Genomic DNA, 15,357 nt, shown 5'->3' with positions numbered 1-15,357 from the left:
GTCGAGTTAGCTCACTTCTAGAACCGTGGTAGAGCTGCACCACGTTATTATTGTAATCGTATTGTGTTCGTGCATTTCCGTGCACGTTTAGTAAGTTTGACTGATTAAAATGGAAAGTGGACGAAGTTCACATGATAACCACTCCTTATTCCGATTTTTAGCCCTTTATATTAATTAAGATACCTAATCTCTTAAAAAATATGGGCCGGCCATGTATGTCGTGCCTCGAACAAATTCATGAGGCGCTGGTCGGTCGTCGGTCTGTCTTTCCCTAATATTTAGGTTTTCATAAATACCAAGAGAAGAAACATTTACCTGTCCGACCTCCCCTTTAGTTTACATCGGAACTTACCGAAAATGATACGTTTGGAACATCTGGAACATTTGTAACACTTGGCACATTTGTAACATCTGTAACACCTATACTTCTAATCACACCACACAAATCACACCTCTTCAATTACTTACGCATTCCTTAATAATCTGTTAGATTAATCACAAATACATTACGAGGTGATGAAAATGCTAACTGAAAAGAAAACTTGTAGAGATGAACTTTTAAGTGCTGTTCGTAATTTAATATCCTCTAAAGCGAAGAATGAATTCTCCATCAAGGAAGTTGTGAATTTTATGAACGTACAAGGTACAGGATTTAAAAAAGGTACTATAGGAAACCATATTAGGTATAGATGTTGCGCTAATGCTCGAAAACGTTATCATGCAACTAACTATGATGATTTAATTAGACTTGAAAGTGGCTTGTACTCGTTGATTATTAGATGATATGAAGCAACCCGAAGGTCACTTCATCATCAGATCAATAACTCGTTCTCGCACTCGTTGCACGCTTGTATGGCTCATATTTAACTTTGCACCAATCCAACGGAAAGGCATGCCCTCTAGCAACCAATAAAGAACTTCTTGCTCTATGTCGCCAGCTACCTTGCTTGTTAAATTTTGAACCATAAGTAGTTCGTCTTTAATCTTGTTAATTCGTACTTCGCGCGCTGCTCTAATTTGTACATGTGCATGTACTGGATCACTTGTGCCACCAACTGCTTTTGGCATTGTTGCTTCAATTCCGTATTGGGCTGTAGATGCAGCAGCAGTTAATGAATCAAGCTCATCCTTCATTCTCATGTATTTACACATGTTGTCGTGGTACTTCTTGATTGCCTTGTCTAGTTGGTAGCGATTTAATTCTGTTCTCTCTTTTAACATAGTTTTGCCCCCTATGATATAATGCTTGTATGACTAAGCCATCAAAGGGCATAAACCAATTCGAGCTGTAGCGTGTGCAAACGCTGCGGCTTTTTCTTATTTTTAAAATTGCTTAATTATTCATCCTCGTGTTCTGCCTCATACTCTTCCATCGAAATAGGTTGTATGTGACATTCATCTATCATTGATTGTTCGGCTACAAAAGGTATCAATTCCTTATGTGCTACATCATACTTTGTCGTTGCATATTCTGCTTTTACATCTAAAGCTATTTTTAGAAAAGCTACAGTATCATTACCTTCGTCATCATGTGCTAATTTAGCTTCTGGCAATACTTTATAAGCGTATTCTGTTTTCATTTAACAGCCCCCTGTTGATTGTTTTCTCTTAAAGCTTGCATTAACTTAGAGCATTTAATGTTTTTTGAATATGTTCCTTCACAAACTTAAATTGTAAAGTAAAACTCTTTAATTCGTTTTCAACTTTTAAACGTTTACCTTTTTCTTCTTCATACATTTCAACTAACTGTTCTTTAGTTAAGACCACAAACTCACTTTTAAAATAATAATCTGCACCAGCATGCTCAAATGCTGCAATGGAAATATCAATACCTTCTTTGGTTCCATCTGGATCACCGACATTCTTTAGATATTCATTAATATCTGGTACAACCTTCGATAACTTTTCTATATTTTCCTCGCTGTACTCAACATGTACATACACCAGTTCTCCTCCACCGTAATCCTCATCGATAATTTTCATGCTATTTAAAATATCCAATTTTTCTTGACTCATCATAATAAATACCCCTCCAAATGTTTTATTTTTCAACTGAACAATATCTTTCAACTACTACACAACGCTAGCTCTTTTTTCCTTTTAAACTCTACAAACCAATCATCATAATCCCCATCTAACCTTTTGCCGATTAAACCATGCTTCCTTGGCTTAATTACTCCTAACAACTCCAAATCTATTGCTATAAGAGCTGCACTGACCTTATGAATATTCAACTTGCGATAAATCAAATTAATAGAGAAATCAGCTTCCCACATACCAATGAATTTTTCGATCTGTTCATGCGTGAAATCCAGTTGCAACATTTCATGTTCTGGTTGTGAGAATAAAATGTATCTTCCCTTTACTTTTCGCCCCACTCAATCGTCACCTCTGCCCTTGGGTTATCCGAATACATCTTTCGAACAAACAACTCCGTCACTTGGCTATCGTCATGCCATACAACCTTACTAAGTCCGTCTTTTATGCCCTTTGCTAAGTTGTCGATGTCTGGCTTGGTTGTTGGTCGTAACTCTCCATCTACGGCTTGCTGATGCTTCTTTTTGCTAAATGATTTAGGAATCTTGCGATACACATCAATTCGTAGCCTTATTTCCTCGGTAATAAGTGTATCTGGTGCAACCTGTGAGGCTACCAATCTAACGAATGATTTATAATCTTTGGATTCTTTCGGATCACGTACAGACACGTTATTTCCGTAACGACTAAACTTCGGTCGTTGTTGTGCCTGCACATCACCTGGTATTTCAATTTTGAGTACGTTCATGTTTGCCCTCCTGTTAGCACCCTATTTAATCCTCAAGTTTAATGAGCTGTAATCTATTATTTACTTCACTTTTAGCGCGTCTTTGATAAGCCCTAGACATGTAAAAATGAATCGTTCTAGGCTTAACGCCACGTTCCTCTGCAATTTCCTCAACCGTTCCTATGGCTACCATTTGTTCACCTTTAAAGAGTGCATATTCTTTCATGTGGCACCTCAATACCCAGCGTTTTGACGCTCATGGTTGACCTTGTTCTTAGCGTAGTAACCTTCTTCGACCTGTTCCCATGTGAAGCCAAGCATTTCACCTAGTCCTTTAAAGATACCTAACACTCTAAGATAATTAGAAAATGCTGCGTCCAAAGCCCCTTTTTGAATATCCTTTTATCGCAAATTATGTTGGATTTTAAATGCTTCATCCATCAGGCAAATAAATTGATTCGTAATATCCGAATTAGGTACTGTCAATGCTGTATCACAAGTACCTGGTGTACACTTGATTTCCAACCCAATACTCAAAATGAAATGCAAGCAGTCAACATATTCTTCGAGAAGTGGGTTCCTTACTTGGCCAATGTCTTTCCTTTCAATCCAATTGGGATTATCAGTTGGTACATCAACATAATGTGTTTCTTTTTTGTAAATCCTCGGCTCCTGGTCCTTGCTCCACTTCTTAAACCCACGCCACTCGTTAGCACATTCACCTAGCTCAACCTGTAGCGCTAACAGCTTCCAGTCAAGATTATTCTGCCCTCGTAACTCTGGATGCTTCTGCATGATGTGCTCGTCCAATACTGCCTGTGTATCAAATAATTTTGTTAAGTTCATTTTTACGCTCCTTTGCTAGCCACTTTTTCTCTACTAAAATTTGATATGGATATTTTTCATTTTCATAAAACTTAACCGTGCTTATTGGTACATAAGCTGCATGCTCTTGAAATTTAATTTGCTTTTGTAATTCTCTCAGTGTTCTGCCATACAAAATTTTTCGTTTCTGTGTATTTGACATATAAGTCACCCCTTAGAACGGAAGATCATCTTCTGACACCTCAATCGGCCCCTTACTATTAGCAAATGGATCTTCATCCACTCCCATATAACTTGGCTGGTTTTTATTACCGCCATAATTGCCCTGTGGTGGTGTTTGATTCGTTCCACCTGTATTTGTACTAGATTGATAGTTTGGCGTGCTCTGTGAGCTTCCTGTGCTGTTTCTTGGCTCTAAGAATTGGATGCTGTCGGCTACAACGTCAGTAGTATATACACGCTTGCCATCCTGCCCCTCATAGCTACCTGTTTGGATTCGCCCTTCCAAACCAATTAAATTACCTTTCTTCATGAAGTTTGCTAGGTTCTCGGCCTGTTTGCGCCAAGCTACGCAACTAATGAAGTCAGCTTCTGGTTCACCATTCTGCCCTTTGAATGTACGGTTAACAGCTACTGTGAAGCGACATGATGCAATGCCGTTTGGAGTATATCGAAGCTCAGGATCTTTTGTAAGTCGGCCAACTAAAATTACTCGGTTCAAACTCATAGTAGTTCTCCTTTTTTATACTTGTGTTTATATACACCAATTAGATGTCGATTAGTTTTATGTTTCCTCGCGATGTCTACATTTCTCATGCCACTTTCAAAATCTTGTATCAGTACCATTTTGTTAATGCGATACTTATCTTGAACCTCAGAAACACCACGTATTTTGATATTATTTGATTTGAAATACTCTCGTATTGTTTTATCAGAGCACCCATACTTACGTGAAAGTTGAGCTACATTTAGAATTCCAACCTTATATTCTTTGACGATTTCTTCTTTGTATAAATTGAAGTTGTTAGGTATTAATTGCATTTCTGCAGCATGTTTCATGTTTTCCGATTGGGTACACCATTCCAAGTTTTCTACGTTATTGTTCAAAGGATTCCCGTCAATATGATTTATTAGAGTTTTTCCAGGTATTTCAACAATGAAAGCAAAAGCAACTAAGCGATGCACTTTAAAGCTCTTTTTGAATCTATCTTTCCTTAATTCAACCTTCCAATATCCAGTTGTTGTTTTAGACAGTTTCAATATCCGTCCTTCCTTGCTGTAAAAAGATCGAACTCGCCCTTTATTACTAACTTCATACAGCCCTTCATAACCAACAACAGGTTTCCAAATCTCATCATCTTCAAAATGAAATGCCAGTTGTTCAGTTAGTGTCACACTGTTGCCTCCAGTAGTTCTGGATTTTCGTAAATGTTGCCTATGATTTCGAAACCTCCATAGCTGATACAAGTTGTTGTATAAAGAGTCGTTCCTGGTGGATCAAATTTATCTACAAAAACAAATGCAGCATGTACTGTTGAATATTCGATATACAAAGGACCTTCGTCTCCGTGATCGGTTAATATATCACCTTCATAAATCTCCTTGCCGCTCTTGTCCTTTAAGCCTGTGTATTGCATATAAGTAATTCTGTTATGAAGTGCATTTAAAGGTTTAATGCCACTTTGAGCAAAAATTTCATTCACGCTACCATGAAAATCTAATTCAAAATTCATATAAGAATAATTGTTTGGACCACCCGTTGAATCGGTATGTTCTATGAAACTTCTAAACTTAATCTCTCTACTCATGCAATCATTTCCTTTCTCTGTTCCGGATAGTAAACCTTTGGCTCATACTGGTGATAAAAGCCCTTAGGATTATCATGCATTGCCAGTGCCACTTGTAATTCAAGTTCATCGAAGCATATTGTTTTTGACTTAGCCCCATCCCCATCACGCCAAATGATGACCGCATACGGTGTTACTTCAAAACCTAAGAATATTGGATTCAATTTGCTTCACCACCTGCTAATGCTATCCGAGCAATTACACTTAAATCTTCATCAGGGTACAAATCAACATTTGTATAAAATTCAAGTGCTTCACGTAACAGTTCGTTTTCAGCAACCTCGGCTTCTAGTTCTTCATCTAGTTCCTCAGCATGCCGTATAGATACTTTCAGTTGAAATTCAAGTGCTTCCTTTTCGCTTTTTAAAGTGTTATTCGCAATACACGCAGCATCAAGTTCAATTTTTAATCGTTCAACCTCAGCAACAAGTGATGGTACATCTGTAATAGCATGTTTAATAAATTCTGTATCACCATCATTTAAGCAATCGTATGTTTCATTACCTGTTTGGCAAATGGCATAGTCTTGATTAGGATTGAATATATCGATATGCCCTTCTGTTGTCTCTTCGCTTTCCCATGGCCCTGGTGTAGCCTTTGCCACACGTTCCTTAATGACTTGTAACTGTTCTACGTTCATTTTTAATCCCCCTTTTCAAAATCAACTTGGCTCCAATCAAAAGGTGAAGAACTTCCAAAAAGTAAATTGTTGCAACAATCCTCACATACATCATCGCCTAGTGGGAATGACTCTTTTTCTTGATCGCAACGTGCACATGTCTTCATCCCTTCACCCTCGTTTCATTCGAATAATTGATAAGCAATGATTACAACTGATCCATCAGCAAATGAGTTATTTTTTTCAATATCCTTAGACACCTCAACAATGTCAGCGATACTTGTTATAGGCCAATCGCGTCTAATTTCCGCGTTCGCAAAACCATTTGTGTAAAAGTACGATACAAAGTATTGATATTTTCTATCCATCCCTTCACCCTCCAATCAAGGGGCTGTGCGCCCCTCTTTATCCAAATAAAATACGTTCCAATGATTCGTTTTCTCGTTTTGCTTCTTCATCACGTATCGATTCTTCCGGCATGATGACCTCATAGCACATCTTTTTCACACGACTACTTACCCGACCAGCCTTATACAAATTGTCGATGTCATCCTGCATGATGTTCGATGTAATCAAGGTGATATTCTTTTGTTCCATACGATAATCAAGGATCTTGGTTAGCAGTTCCTCCATGTAATCTGAATTATTTTCAACTGCAAAGTCATCAATAACTAGTACATCCACTTCTCTAAAAGCTCGGAGTACTTCATCCTCAGAAGATTCCGTATTCTTCTTAAATGTTTTTCGCACCTGCAGTGAAATATCTGCAGCTTTTATAAAGACCACATTCACTTCATACAAGCTGATTAATGCATTAGCAATACTTGAAGCAATACGGGTCTTACCTGAACCTTTAACATCGCTGTAGAAGTAAAGACCCTTGCCAGCTGCTTTCATTTGCTCGTAGTTCGCTACATAGTTAGCAGCACTTTTCCTAGCAAGTTTTGCTGATGTACGATCTTCTTCCTTTTGATAAATGTCAGTTCTAAAATCATTTAACCTAGAACCCTTAAAAATATCTGGAATGCCTGACAAATCTAGCTTTTTGGCAATCTCCTTTTCCTTTTGCTTTTGTGTATAGCATTCGCATTTTTCCCACCACTCGGATTCCTTCTTCAAGTCCTCGATGATTGCGTCTATGCGATTCATTTCAGGTTCGTCCTTCGCTTGGTGAGCAATTGCGTATAGCTCTCTGTGCTTTTTAATATCCTCAGCAACCTTTTCTGGATGCATTTTCTTGTGATAGTCGATAAACCATAGGAATCCACTTCCATCACATTTCTTTTTAGGACATGCTTCACTAGGAGTTGTTGTGCACTCAATTCCTCTAGAACCCAGCGAGTTTTGCACGTCTTTCATTCTCTGCTCTAATCGCGGATTTTTTTGTATCATCTGTTGCATTACTGCGCTGATTGCTTCCAAGTTGCTGTGCCTCCTTTTTAGCTAATAGTTCGGTAGATGTAATGCCTTCATGCTTCCAATTTCGTAATGTACCTAATGCATATTTTTCTTTAGCTTTTACACGTCCATCTGCTAGTGATCTGTTAAACGCTTCGATAATTAAATCTGCATCATAGTAAGTTTCTAAGTAGAAACTGATGTCCTCCCTTAGTTGTTCACTAGCGAAACGATTTAATCTTGTTGTAAAGAAAGTAAATAATTTTTGAGAAGCAACGGACGACTGACTAACTGTCTGTTGTATGTCTTTGTCTTTATCTATATCTAAGTCTTTATCTAGTCTTGTCTTAGTCTGTTCTGTTTCGTTACCTTGCGTTACTGTAACGTTACATGTAGCGTTATCTTCGTTTTTAGGTAATGGTAAAGCCTTTTCTAACTTCTGTTTTTCACGATGCTTTGCAACTCTAGCAGCCGTTTGAAGTCTGATTTTCTCCATTCCATCAACGTTTTGATGCATCTCCCAATTTTTAATCCGAAATGCTTCATCATCGACCTCAATCATTCCGTAACGTTTGAAAGTTTGCATCGCCAAACGAACTGTATTAAGTGGCCTATTGAAAATTGTTGCCATTTCCTCTTCGTTCATGGGGATATTTTCCGTTAACATGATGTAGCCATTGCTGTTAGCTTTGCCCGCAGCAGCCAATAACTTCACCCAAATTACAATGATTGTATCTGCATCCGGCAACGCTTCAATTAGCTTGATTTTGTCGTTATCGAACATATCTGTTTTAAGCTTAATCCAAGTGATTTCAGTCATTTGCCCTCGCCTCTCCTTATGTCGCAATATTCAAATTTTTAATCACAGACTTATTAAGCTGTTTGAAGCTCTTTTACTTTCAATTGCTCAATTATCATTTGTAACCCTACCCAGTAAGAGATTAAACTGTATGACAATCGTTGTCCTAAATTAGCTATACTTGATGCCATTTCACTGTCAAACCATTCTGAGGTCGTACTTTGGTAGATGTGATAAACCGCTGTGTTGAAATGTTCTGGTACACTCCATTCATTTGTTGCACTAATCAAATCATCATATAATTCTTCATCGTCTGAGTTTAATTTCGAAATATACTCAACATCGCACCATTCTAAGAAATATTCCTTAATTTGTTTCTTGGCCAATTTATCATCAAATTCATACTTTGCTCTTTGTGAAGCAACTAACTTTCCGGAGAAATAACTTAAATCGTATTGACCTAATTCTTTTAAAGTTGCAGGTCCTGTTAGCGAATAAGCAGCTACACCTAAATCTCCACTTAGGTAAACCATATTTCCTGTAAGTACATACCTAATTTGGTACATGCCAGTTCCAGGTCTGCCCCAAATAATCTCTTGGAAGCCCTCCTCACCTAAGATGGATTTAATTACATGGTTTTCAAACCAATGATTACGAATTTCATTTTTTGCCTTTTCGATATAATCCATATTTAACTCCTCCTACGGAATAAAAATCATCTTGCCCGTTGCCCTTGCTACTAACTTAAAGATGCGCTCCATGTTGCTGTTGCCATCTGATAAATGCAGTAAATGTATTTCTTCGACCTTTGATAAGTCGTTAGCTTTAAAGAACTCTAATAGGTTTTCTAAGCTAAAATGTGATCGCATAACACGTTTTCGCATCGCTGGATGAATACGGCCACTTGCTACGTTGTCATCCAATGTTTCTTGGTCGTAATTACACTCAATCATGATGTGAGTTAGACCAGTGAATCGGTATTTCACATAGTAAGTATCCGTTGCGAATAACAGCTTTCCGCCGTTGTCGCTTTGTAACAGGAACCCTAACGGCTCGTTAACATCGTGCTGCACATCAAACGGTAATATCGTCCATGTACCGATTCTGAATTGCTTCTTACTTTCAACTGGATTTATACGGTGATGCTGTAGCTGTAACGCCTCTTGAGTACCTTTTGACATGTAAACATCTAACCCTCGATTTAACACCGATTCCACGCCTTTACAGTGGTCTTTGTGCTCATGGGTAACAAGTACACCACCAAGGTTAGAAGTCTCAAAATTAACGCCCTGCTGTATCTGTTTGAAACTGATACCACACTCTAGGAGTAGAGGAGTGCTACCGTCTGTAATGTGATAGCAATTCCCCTTACTTCCTGTTGCTAGAGTTTTGATTTCAATCATTAGAAACCTGGTCCATCAGTGAATGATGCTTGCTGTTGTTGTACGGGCTTTTTAGTTTCAACAACTACTGTTGCCTCTACTTTTTCAGCAGGTTCATTAGAAAAATCAATTATTTCAGAGTTAGCGTTTTGTTCAATTTCTCGCTTCACTTCTTCAATGTCACCCATGTCTTTCACCGTTGGCTCAAACTCATTTTCTGTTGATCGATTAACAGATTCTATTAATAGATCACTATCATCGGATGTATTAATAAAGGCTTTTGAAGCACGGTTGATAACTGTGCGTTTCGCCATTTCTTGCGGATATTTATTTTGGACATTTTGCGTTTTAGCGGTTGACCATGCTGTTGCAATTTCATCCATTGTCATAATCGTTAAGAACTGATTGCCATCCTCGCGCTCAATAATGCAATAAGCACCTTCAATGTCCTCTTTTTTTCCTGTGGCTGCTTTCCAATTTACTTTGTGAGCTTTAAAGGCTAATTGACCACGTTCGTTGTATTCGACCTCGAACTCTTCGCCTTTCCAGATAACATTTGCCCAAATATCTTTTACACCGTTCAATCTTTTAAGGACTGCTTGAGTACCGTGATAAGAACGTAGGAACTGCAATTTGTCACCGTATGGCACGAAATAACCTTGCTTTTTAGCTACAGATAACCCTTGGATTGCCATGTCTTGTAGAGCAAAGGCTACTGATTCAGGAGTTACTTTATCAATCAACGCTTTGCTACTGCCGAAATCTACTGCTGTCAGCGTAAAATAAGCTGCTTGTAAGGCATTAACTGCAGAATAGTTATCTGGTAAGTTAATTTGACCTTGTTGTTTCATATCTTCAATTTTTTTCGCAACTACCATTACAAATGCATTTTGTTTTTCTTTTTGAGCTTCTGGTGTTATTGGTTGTTGTTGTGCTACTTGATTTGTCATTACATAACATCCTCCTTCGGCACTTCTAAAAATTGGACTTTAGTTAATTCATTAAGAGCATCTCTTAAATGCAACGCTTGTGAAATTGTTAGTCGGAAATTCGGTGTATCTTCATGGAAAGGGAAAGCTATTTCAATTAATGAATAACCATTTAATGAACGTAATACGATGCAATCGTCTGTCGGGACAAATGTTGCGCCGTCAATTTGTACTGTTTTAATAGCCATACTAAATTGCCTCCTTGTATTCAATTGGTTCTAATTCAACACGTAACTGCTTGTCCTTTTCAGAAACTACTAAGCTAATAAGTTGAGTTTCCACATCTATAAACTTGGTTACAGCCTCGGCATTATCCACGAAAATAGGTGCTAGGATGCCATAATGAGCTGATAGTGTATTGATGATGTCTAAGCCGACATTAATTTTTGCTGCATTATTAAGACCTGTGCCGTATGGAACGCCTTTATATGTCGTTTCACATACTTCGTTTAATCCACCATTTACTTGTGTATCAAATAGCTTAAATCGTGCGTATTTGAACTTGCTGTTAATGCGTTCAGTGAGCATGTTTACTTTTGTTCGGATAAATTCCTCAATCAAGAATGTTGTTTGCTCTAACTTTTCGTACTCTTGAGCAAGTTTCACTTGTTGATCTTCGAGCTCGATAATACGTTCTTTACTCGCTTCGATGTTTGCATGTTGAGCGATTTCAGAATTTAAGTTGCCGATAATACCACGCTTGCCCAATATTTCTTGGTCAATACCAGCAATAGCTTCATTTGCATGCTCATTAAGCTGTTGAATTTCAGCTTGCAGCGCCTGTTTTTGTGACACAATTGCTTGGTAAGTATCTGTTGTTGTAACGTCTGGAACAGATGCCTGTGCTTGCTGTAATTTTTCATTAAACTTTGCAAGCTCTTTTTCTGCTGCGGCTAATTTTTCGTTTAACTCCTTAGATTTAGGGATTAGAACAGAATTGAGCTTCTCGTTCTTTGTTTGAATTTGCGCTTGAATTTGAGTATTCTCATCGGCGAATACTGGTCCCTCTGCTTTAATTTCAGCCTTACGCTTAGAAATGCGCTCATTAAACTGTGCTAAAGCCTCTGCGCGAACAGCCTCAACTTGTTCTGTTGGCAATGCCTGTTTACAAGTAGGGCATTCGCATTCATCCGAATACTCAAAAGTCAATGCATTTAATGAAGCAAATTCCTCTCGTAACTTCTGCATAGACGCTTCATTTTGCATAATACGACCAGTAAACGCTTGAATGTCACGACCGATTGATTGCTTTTCAACCTCATTCATGCGAATTTCAGATTGAATAATTTGCACATTACCTTTCGCTTCCTGCAAACGTACTTGAAGCTTATGAACTTCTTGCAAACTATCAGATTCAAACGAGCGTTTAAGGTCATTCTGCTTCATTTCTAACTCTTGCAGCTGACGTTGTTTTGTAAGAATTGACTCTCCATTTTTTACACGGATTTTCTGTTGTTGAAGCTCGTCCATTTCAGCTTCGATTTGCTCCACTTGTTGACGCATTTTTTCAATGTCTACAGTAGTTTCCGGCATCATTTTATTGATTTCATCAATGCGTACTGGAATCTTTTCAAGCTCCTCATTGATATGTTTCTTTTGGCTAGCAATGATTTTCTTCATATCTTCCATCGACTTGCCATTAAGAAGGTCATTTAATTTAGCCAGCGATTGATTTGATACAATTACATCTTCATCTGAAATGTCACCGCAGATTTCAATAAGTAAGGCACGACGATCTTGCCATTTCATCTGTTCGTTAAAGTAAGTGGGTGATGTTAGAAGCTTGAATACTTCTTCATCTACAATGCTTTCAACCTTGGCCGTATAGTCTTTTTTGGACATCGGTACATCATCTACAAAATGTTCAACTACATGCCCTGTAAACTCTGCTACAGCTTGACCACGTTTTTTCGTCCACTTCTCTTTGTAAATTTTCTTTAAAGTAACTGGCACCCCATCGATTAAGAATGAGCCTTCAACCGTATGCTCCAAGTTGTGGCGGTCAGTTCCGTCACCGTTTAAAGTCTTGATGGCAAAGTCCTTTTTGTTGTTGCTATCCTTATCGAATAGCAGCCATAAGAACGCATCAAATGTTGTAGTTTTACCTGCCTCGTTATCGCCAAAAATCTCTGCATTTCCACCGTCTAATTGAATATCTAATGATTTAATGCCCTTGAAATCACGTAATTTCAAAACTACCAACTCAATTTTCTTCATCTTTTTTGCCCTCCTGTGGTATGATGATGTAAATTATTTGTTTTTGAAGCCACTGTTGTCGCAGTGGTTTTTTTGATGGCCTTTCCCATCAAGCAGCTTGTAAATTCCTTAGAGGAAACGGCTAACCAACCATTTACAAGCTGCTTGACGGAAGCGAGTTTCGACTCGCAAACGTCTGGTACTAGATTTCTGTTACATCAACTTCAATGTCATTATCTTCATCTGCTTTTACAATGTTTACAGCTGGGAAGTGCCAGCTTGCATCCTGTTTAACTTTTCCTTCTAATGCGATTTCTCCATACCCTTCGATAAAGCCGCCGTAGTAACTTCCGTTATTGAAGCGAGCACGGTATTGAGCTATGTGTTCAGCATGTTTAGCCAAACTCTCAAACTCATACATATGATGATAGAAATCCTCCATCCAACTGTCATTCATCACCGATTCGTCTAACTCGATTACATATCTATCCGTTCTTACTACTTCAACCTCAAATTTTCTTTTCATAATTAGGCTCCCTTTGTGCATCAGCACTTTATATTTCAAACGTCTGTTATTGTGTTATAATGAACTTGTATAAGTTGTCGCTGTTTAATCGTTGCATCCGATTAAGCAGCTTTTTTATTAACATTTAACTTTTCTAATACTTTCTTGTCACAAAAGAAATGTACATATATTAACCTCTGCTTTAACGACATGTGTCTCCACGCTCTAGGCTTGATGCGCATATTTCTTCATCGCCTCTCCCAGCAAACCTCTATTTGTTAAATCATCGATTACCCACTGAAAGTTTTGTTGATCTTGTAGATGTGCTTTCAATCGTTCAATTTCGTGTGATGTTCGCTTAATTTTTTTCATACATTCTGCAGACAACCGATAATCACCACGTTTGTTATGCAATCCAATCGCTACTAATAAATCCTCATTGCAAGCCTCTAACTTAGCTATTTCAAGTTTTAATCTTTCTACAATATCCAACTGAACATACCTCCAATAAACATTGGAACTACTGGCATTAACTGAGTTACCAAGTTCACTGTGTCCATTCCGAATAGCATTGCTGCAGCTGGTATTTCCGAACCTGTTACATTAATCCACCTTAAAAAAGTTGATAAATCTAAAGTCTTACGACCACTTTCATATTTACTAACACATGATTGTGTAACATTTAACTCTTCCGCAATATCCTCTTGCGTCATTTTTGCTTTCTTACGAAAGATTTTTAGCATCTTTCCATGCTCTATCGCATCAAACATTTCGCTCATCGCCCTTCTAAATATTCTGTATTAGAATAAATTCCATTGTGGAATACAAATTTCTTCCAAGTTAACTTAATATAGTGATAAGAGGTAGATTTGCCCCTACCTCTTACTAGATTGGTAGTTTGACAGAGGCCATTTGCCCTGGCCTCTCCTGTTTTTCGTACATCTGCCCGATGTATTTTTTAATACCATTCATCCAAAATTTCTTTAAGCGCTTCTGCGCTGCCGTCATACATCCAGACGCGTAAACCTTTACCGCGTCTACGTTCAAAAACTTTCATGCGATGATCTTTCAAAATGTGTTTATCAAGGTATTCCTTTTTAATACCTGTTGACCAAGACATTTCTTCTATGGTCCACGCTATTTTTTTGGCTCTTGAATAATCTTCAATTTTTCTATCTAATTCTGCCGATACTTTTTCAGGTGTGATTCCAGATAGTTCTAAAATACTTTGAATTAAGGTGCTTTCAGATTGAGCAAGCATTGAAGTCCTCCTTACTAATTACTGGCGGATTTATTTAACTAATTTAAGTTGTGTTTGTTTGTTATAACTTTCTATTTCAATTTCAAGCGAAGTACTTGGTCGCCATTTAGATATGAAATAAACGGCATCATTAAACTTTGTTTTAGGTAATTCACTGTATCTAGGTAATTTGAAATGACGTTTAAAGTCACGCCATAATTCAGCAAACACTTTACGACCAACAGCATTGTATGCATATGAATCATAGCCACCTAGTACTTCAAATACTTTGGCTTTTCCTTGCGAATTAAGTGCGAATTCCTGCGAGCCATCGATTCGCATATGATCTTTTAAATATTCAACATCACCTTTAATTGATTTGATTTCTTGGTAGTTTTTAAGTGATGTTTGAAGTGCTAACTCAACTGGATCGCCTGGTAGTTGTTGTTGAATATGCTCTTCCATTTCGTTAAAACGATTGATGTATTTCACAGCGAATTGTGTACCTTTTTCACCAGTCATTCGAGTACCGTATAATTCGCAACCTTTTTTAGTAAATAAGAAGCAAGGTAACTCTTTGTTTTGGTTGTTTCTGTAAGTAGATTCAACGAAATAGGACTGGGGTAAATTCCCCTCTCCTAATTGATTAATGATTCGACGCACATCTTTCAAAACTTCATTGTGATCACGACCAACCATTTCGGCTACTTCCGTACTTGGAATATTTTTTGTTAATTGATTCATGTTAAATCCTCCTCTTATTTTGAGTTCTACAATCTCTTTTAACCCAGGA

The 15,357-nt window shown here is 37.8% G+C and carries 27 protein-coding genes and 1 pseudogene; 1 reads left to right on the top strand and 27 read right to left on the bottom strand.

What is annotated here, in order from left to right:
* Window positions 1–522 precede the first annotated feature (522 nt).
* Window positions 523–783, top strand: coding sequence for a DUF7669 domain-containing protein (locus ACIQXW_RS15270; protein ID WP_402763463.1), 261 nt, complete (start codon window positions 523–525; stop codon window positions 781–783).
* A gap of 18 nt (window positions 784–801) precedes the next feature.
* Here ACIQXW_RS15270 and ACIQXW_RS15265 read toward each other — a convergent pair whose 3' ends face one another.
* The 27 genes and pseudogenes from ACIQXW_RS15265 to ACIQXW_RS15135 all read right to left on the bottom strand — a co-directional run bounded on the left by ACIQXW_RS15265 (window position 802) and on the right by ACIQXW_RS15135 (window position 15,308).
* On the bottom strand, window positions 802–1,221 hold the full coding sequence (locus ACIQXW_RS15265) for a hypothetical protein (RefSeq protein ID WP_228134379.1): 420 nt from the start codon (window positions 1,219–1,221) through the stop codon (window positions 802–804).
* 116 nt (window positions 1,222–1,337) lie between these two features.
* Window positions 1,338–1,580 carry a hypothetical protein gene (locus ACIQXW_RS15260; protein ID WP_402763460.1) on the bottom strand — a complete coding sequence of 81 codons (243 nt, stop codon included), beginning with the start codon at window positions 1,578–1,580 and terminating at the stop codon, window positions 1,338–1,340.
* A gap of 40 nt (window positions 1,581–1,620) precedes the next feature.
* Window positions 1,621–2,019, bottom strand: a complete 399-nt coding sequence (locus ACIQXW_RS15255) for a hypothetical protein (protein WP_402763457.1) — start codon at window positions 2,017–2,019, stop codon at window positions 1,621–1,623.
* A gap of 47 nt (window positions 2,020–2,066) precedes the next feature.
* Window positions 2,067–2,378, bottom strand: a complete 312-nt coding sequence (locus ACIQXW_RS15250; protein ID WP_402763454.1) for a hypothetical protein — start codon at window positions 2,376–2,378, stop codon at window positions 2,067–2,069.
* On the bottom strand, window positions 2,363–2,785 hold the full coding sequence (locus tag ACIQXW_RS15245) for a RusA family crossover junction endodeoxyribonuclease (RefSeq protein ID WP_402763451.1): 423 nt from the start codon (window positions 2,783–2,785) through the stop codon (window positions 2,363–2,365). Before ACIQXW_RS15245 ends, ACIQXW_RS15250 begins: the two co-directional genes overlap by 16 nt.
* Before the next feature lie 25 nt (window positions 2,786–2,810).
* Entirely contained in the window at window positions 2,811–2,990 is a 180-nt protein-coding gene (locus ACIQXW_RS15240) for a hypothetical protein (protein WP_402763448.1), read from the bottom strand.
* Between the two features lie 8 nt (window positions 2,991–2,998).
* A pseudogene (locus ACIQXW_RS15235) lies at window positions 2,999–3,610 on the bottom strand (dUTP diphosphatase).
* Window positions 3,588–3,791: a hypothetical protein gene (locus ACIQXW_RS15230; RefSeq protein ID WP_402763445.1), complete on the bottom strand. Its 204-nt coding sequence runs from the start codon at window positions 3,789–3,791 to the stop codon at window positions 3,588–3,590. Before ACIQXW_RS15230 ends, ACIQXW_RS15235 begins: the two are co-directional and overlap by 23 nt.
* 12 nt (window positions 3,792–3,803) lie before the next feature.
* Entirely contained in the window at window positions 3,804–4,316 is a 513-nt protein-coding gene (gene ssb / locus ACIQXW_RS15225; protein WP_402763443.1) for a single-stranded DNA-binding protein, read from the bottom strand.
* Window positions 4,313–4,984, bottom strand: a complete 672-nt coding sequence (locus ACIQXW_RS15220; protein ID WP_402763440.1) for an NUMOD4 motif-containing HNH endonuclease — start codon at window positions 4,982–4,984, stop codon at window positions 4,313–4,315. Before ACIQXW_RS15220 ends, ssb begins: the two co-directional genes overlap by 4 nt.
* Window positions 4,981–5,397 (bottom strand): YopX family protein, encoded by a 417-nt coding sequence (locus tag ACIQXW_RS15215; RefSeq protein ID WP_402763437.1) that lies wholly within the window; start codon window positions 5,395–5,397, stop codon window positions 4,981–4,983. Before ACIQXW_RS15215 ends, ACIQXW_RS15220 begins: the two co-directional genes overlap by 4 nt.
* A complete protein-coding gene (locus ACIQXW_RS15210) occupies window positions 5,394–5,600 on the bottom strand; it encodes a hypothetical protein (RefSeq protein WP_402763434.1) in 207 nt (68 codons plus the stop codon). The genes ACIQXW_RS15215 and ACIQXW_RS15210 overlap by 4 nt, the downstream gene beginning before the upstream one ends.
* On the bottom strand, window positions 5,597–6,076 hold the full coding sequence (locus ACIQXW_RS15205; protein ID WP_402763431.1) for a hypothetical protein: 480 nt from the start codon (window positions 6,074–6,076) through the stop codon (window positions 5,597–5,599). The genes ACIQXW_RS15210 and ACIQXW_RS15205 overlap by 4 nt, the downstream gene beginning before the upstream one ends.
* Window positions 6,077–6,078: 2 nt before the next feature.
* Window positions 6,079–6,222, bottom strand: coding sequence for a hypothetical protein (locus ACIQXW_RS15200; protein ID WP_402763428.1), 144 nt, complete (start codon window positions 6,220–6,222; stop codon window positions 6,079–6,081).
* A gap of 15 nt (window positions 6,223–6,237) precedes the next feature.
* The gene (locus ACIQXW_RS15195) at window positions 6,238–6,423 is read right to left on the bottom strand and encodes a hypothetical protein (RefSeq protein ID WP_402763425.1); all 186 of its coding nucleotides are present in this window, start codon (window positions 6,421–6,423) and stop codon (window positions 6,238–6,240) included.
* Window positions 6,424–6,460: 37 nt separating this feature from the next.
* The gene (locus tag ACIQXW_RS15190) at window positions 6,461–7,477 is read right to left on the bottom strand and encodes a DnaA ATPase domain-containing protein (RefSeq protein WP_402763422.1); all 1,017 of its coding nucleotides are present in this window, start codon (window positions 7,475–7,477) and stop codon (window positions 6,461–6,463) included.
* Window positions 7,383–8,273 carry a phage replisome organizer N-terminal domain-containing protein gene (locus ACIQXW_RS15185; RefSeq protein WP_402763419.1) on the bottom strand — a complete coding sequence of 297 codons (891 nt, stop codon included), beginning with the start codon at window positions 8,271–8,273 and terminating at the stop codon, window positions 7,383–7,385. The genes ACIQXW_RS15190 and ACIQXW_RS15185 overlap by 95 nt, the downstream gene beginning before the upstream one ends.
* 53 nt (window positions 8,274–8,326) lie before the next feature.
* Window positions 8,327–8,941 (bottom strand): hypothetical protein, encoded by a 615-nt coding sequence (locus ACIQXW_RS15180; protein WP_402763416.1) that lies wholly within the window; start codon window positions 8,939–8,941, stop codon window positions 8,327–8,329.
* 12 nt (window positions 8,942–8,953) lie between these two features.
* Complete coding sequence (locus tag ACIQXW_RS15175; protein ID WP_402763413.1) at window positions 8,954–9,655, bottom strand: MBL fold metallo-hydrolase; 702 nt, start codon at window positions 9,653–9,655, stop codon at window positions 8,954–8,956.
* Entirely contained in the window at window positions 9,655–10,584 is a 930-nt protein-coding gene (locus tag ACIQXW_RS15170) for a recombinase RecT (RefSeq protein ID WP_402763410.1), read from the bottom strand. The genes ACIQXW_RS15175 and ACIQXW_RS15170 overlap by 1 nt, the downstream gene beginning before the upstream one ends.
* A complete protein-coding gene (locus ACIQXW_RS15165) occupies window positions 10,584–10,811 on the bottom strand; it encodes a hypothetical protein (protein WP_402763407.1) in 228 nt (75 codons plus the stop codon). Before ACIQXW_RS15165 ends, ACIQXW_RS15170 begins: the two co-directional genes overlap by 1 nt.
* A 1-nt stretch (window position 10,812) precedes the next feature.
* On the bottom strand, window positions 10,813–12,840 hold the full coding sequence (locus ACIQXW_RS15160) for an AAA family ATPase (RefSeq protein ID WP_402763404.1): 2,028 nt from the start codon (window positions 12,838–12,840) through the stop codon (window positions 10,813–10,815).
* A gap of 181 nt (window positions 12,841–13,021) precedes the next feature.
* Complete coding sequence (locus ACIQXW_RS15155; RefSeq protein WP_402763401.1) at window positions 13,022–13,345, bottom strand: hypothetical protein; 324 nt, start codon at window positions 13,343–13,345, stop codon at window positions 13,022–13,024.
* Between the two features lie 204 nt (window positions 13,346–13,549).
* A complete protein-coding gene (locus tag ACIQXW_RS15150; RefSeq protein ID WP_402763399.1) occupies window positions 13,550–13,816 on the bottom strand; it encodes a hypothetical protein in 267 nt (88 codons plus the stop codon).
* Window positions 13,804–14,094, bottom strand: a complete 291-nt coding sequence (locus ACIQXW_RS15145; RefSeq protein ID WP_402763396.1) for a helix-turn-helix domain-containing protein — start codon at window positions 14,092–14,094, stop codon at window positions 13,804–13,806. Before ACIQXW_RS15145 ends, ACIQXW_RS15150 begins: the two co-directional genes overlap by 13 nt.
* A gap of 188 nt (window positions 14,095–14,282) precedes the next feature.
* Complete coding sequence (locus ACIQXW_RS15140) at window positions 14,283–14,585, bottom strand: hypothetical protein (RefSeq protein WP_402763393.1); 303 nt, start codon at window positions 14,583–14,585, stop codon at window positions 14,283–14,285.
* Window positions 14,586–14,615: 30 nt separating this feature from the next.
* Complete coding sequence (locus ACIQXW_RS15135; protein ID WP_402763390.1) at window positions 14,616–15,308, bottom strand: Rha family transcriptional regulator; 693 nt, start codon at window positions 15,306–15,308, stop codon at window positions 14,616–14,618.
* Between the last annotated feature and the right edge of the window lie 49 nt (window positions 15,309–15,357).

The organism is Lysinibacillus sp. NPDC097162 (assembly GCF_044762185.1).
Classification (GTDB): Bacteria; Bacillota; Bacilli; order Bacillales_A; family Planococcaceae; genus Lysinibacillus.
This window is presented reverse-complemented; position numbering and strand designations above follow the sequence as displayed.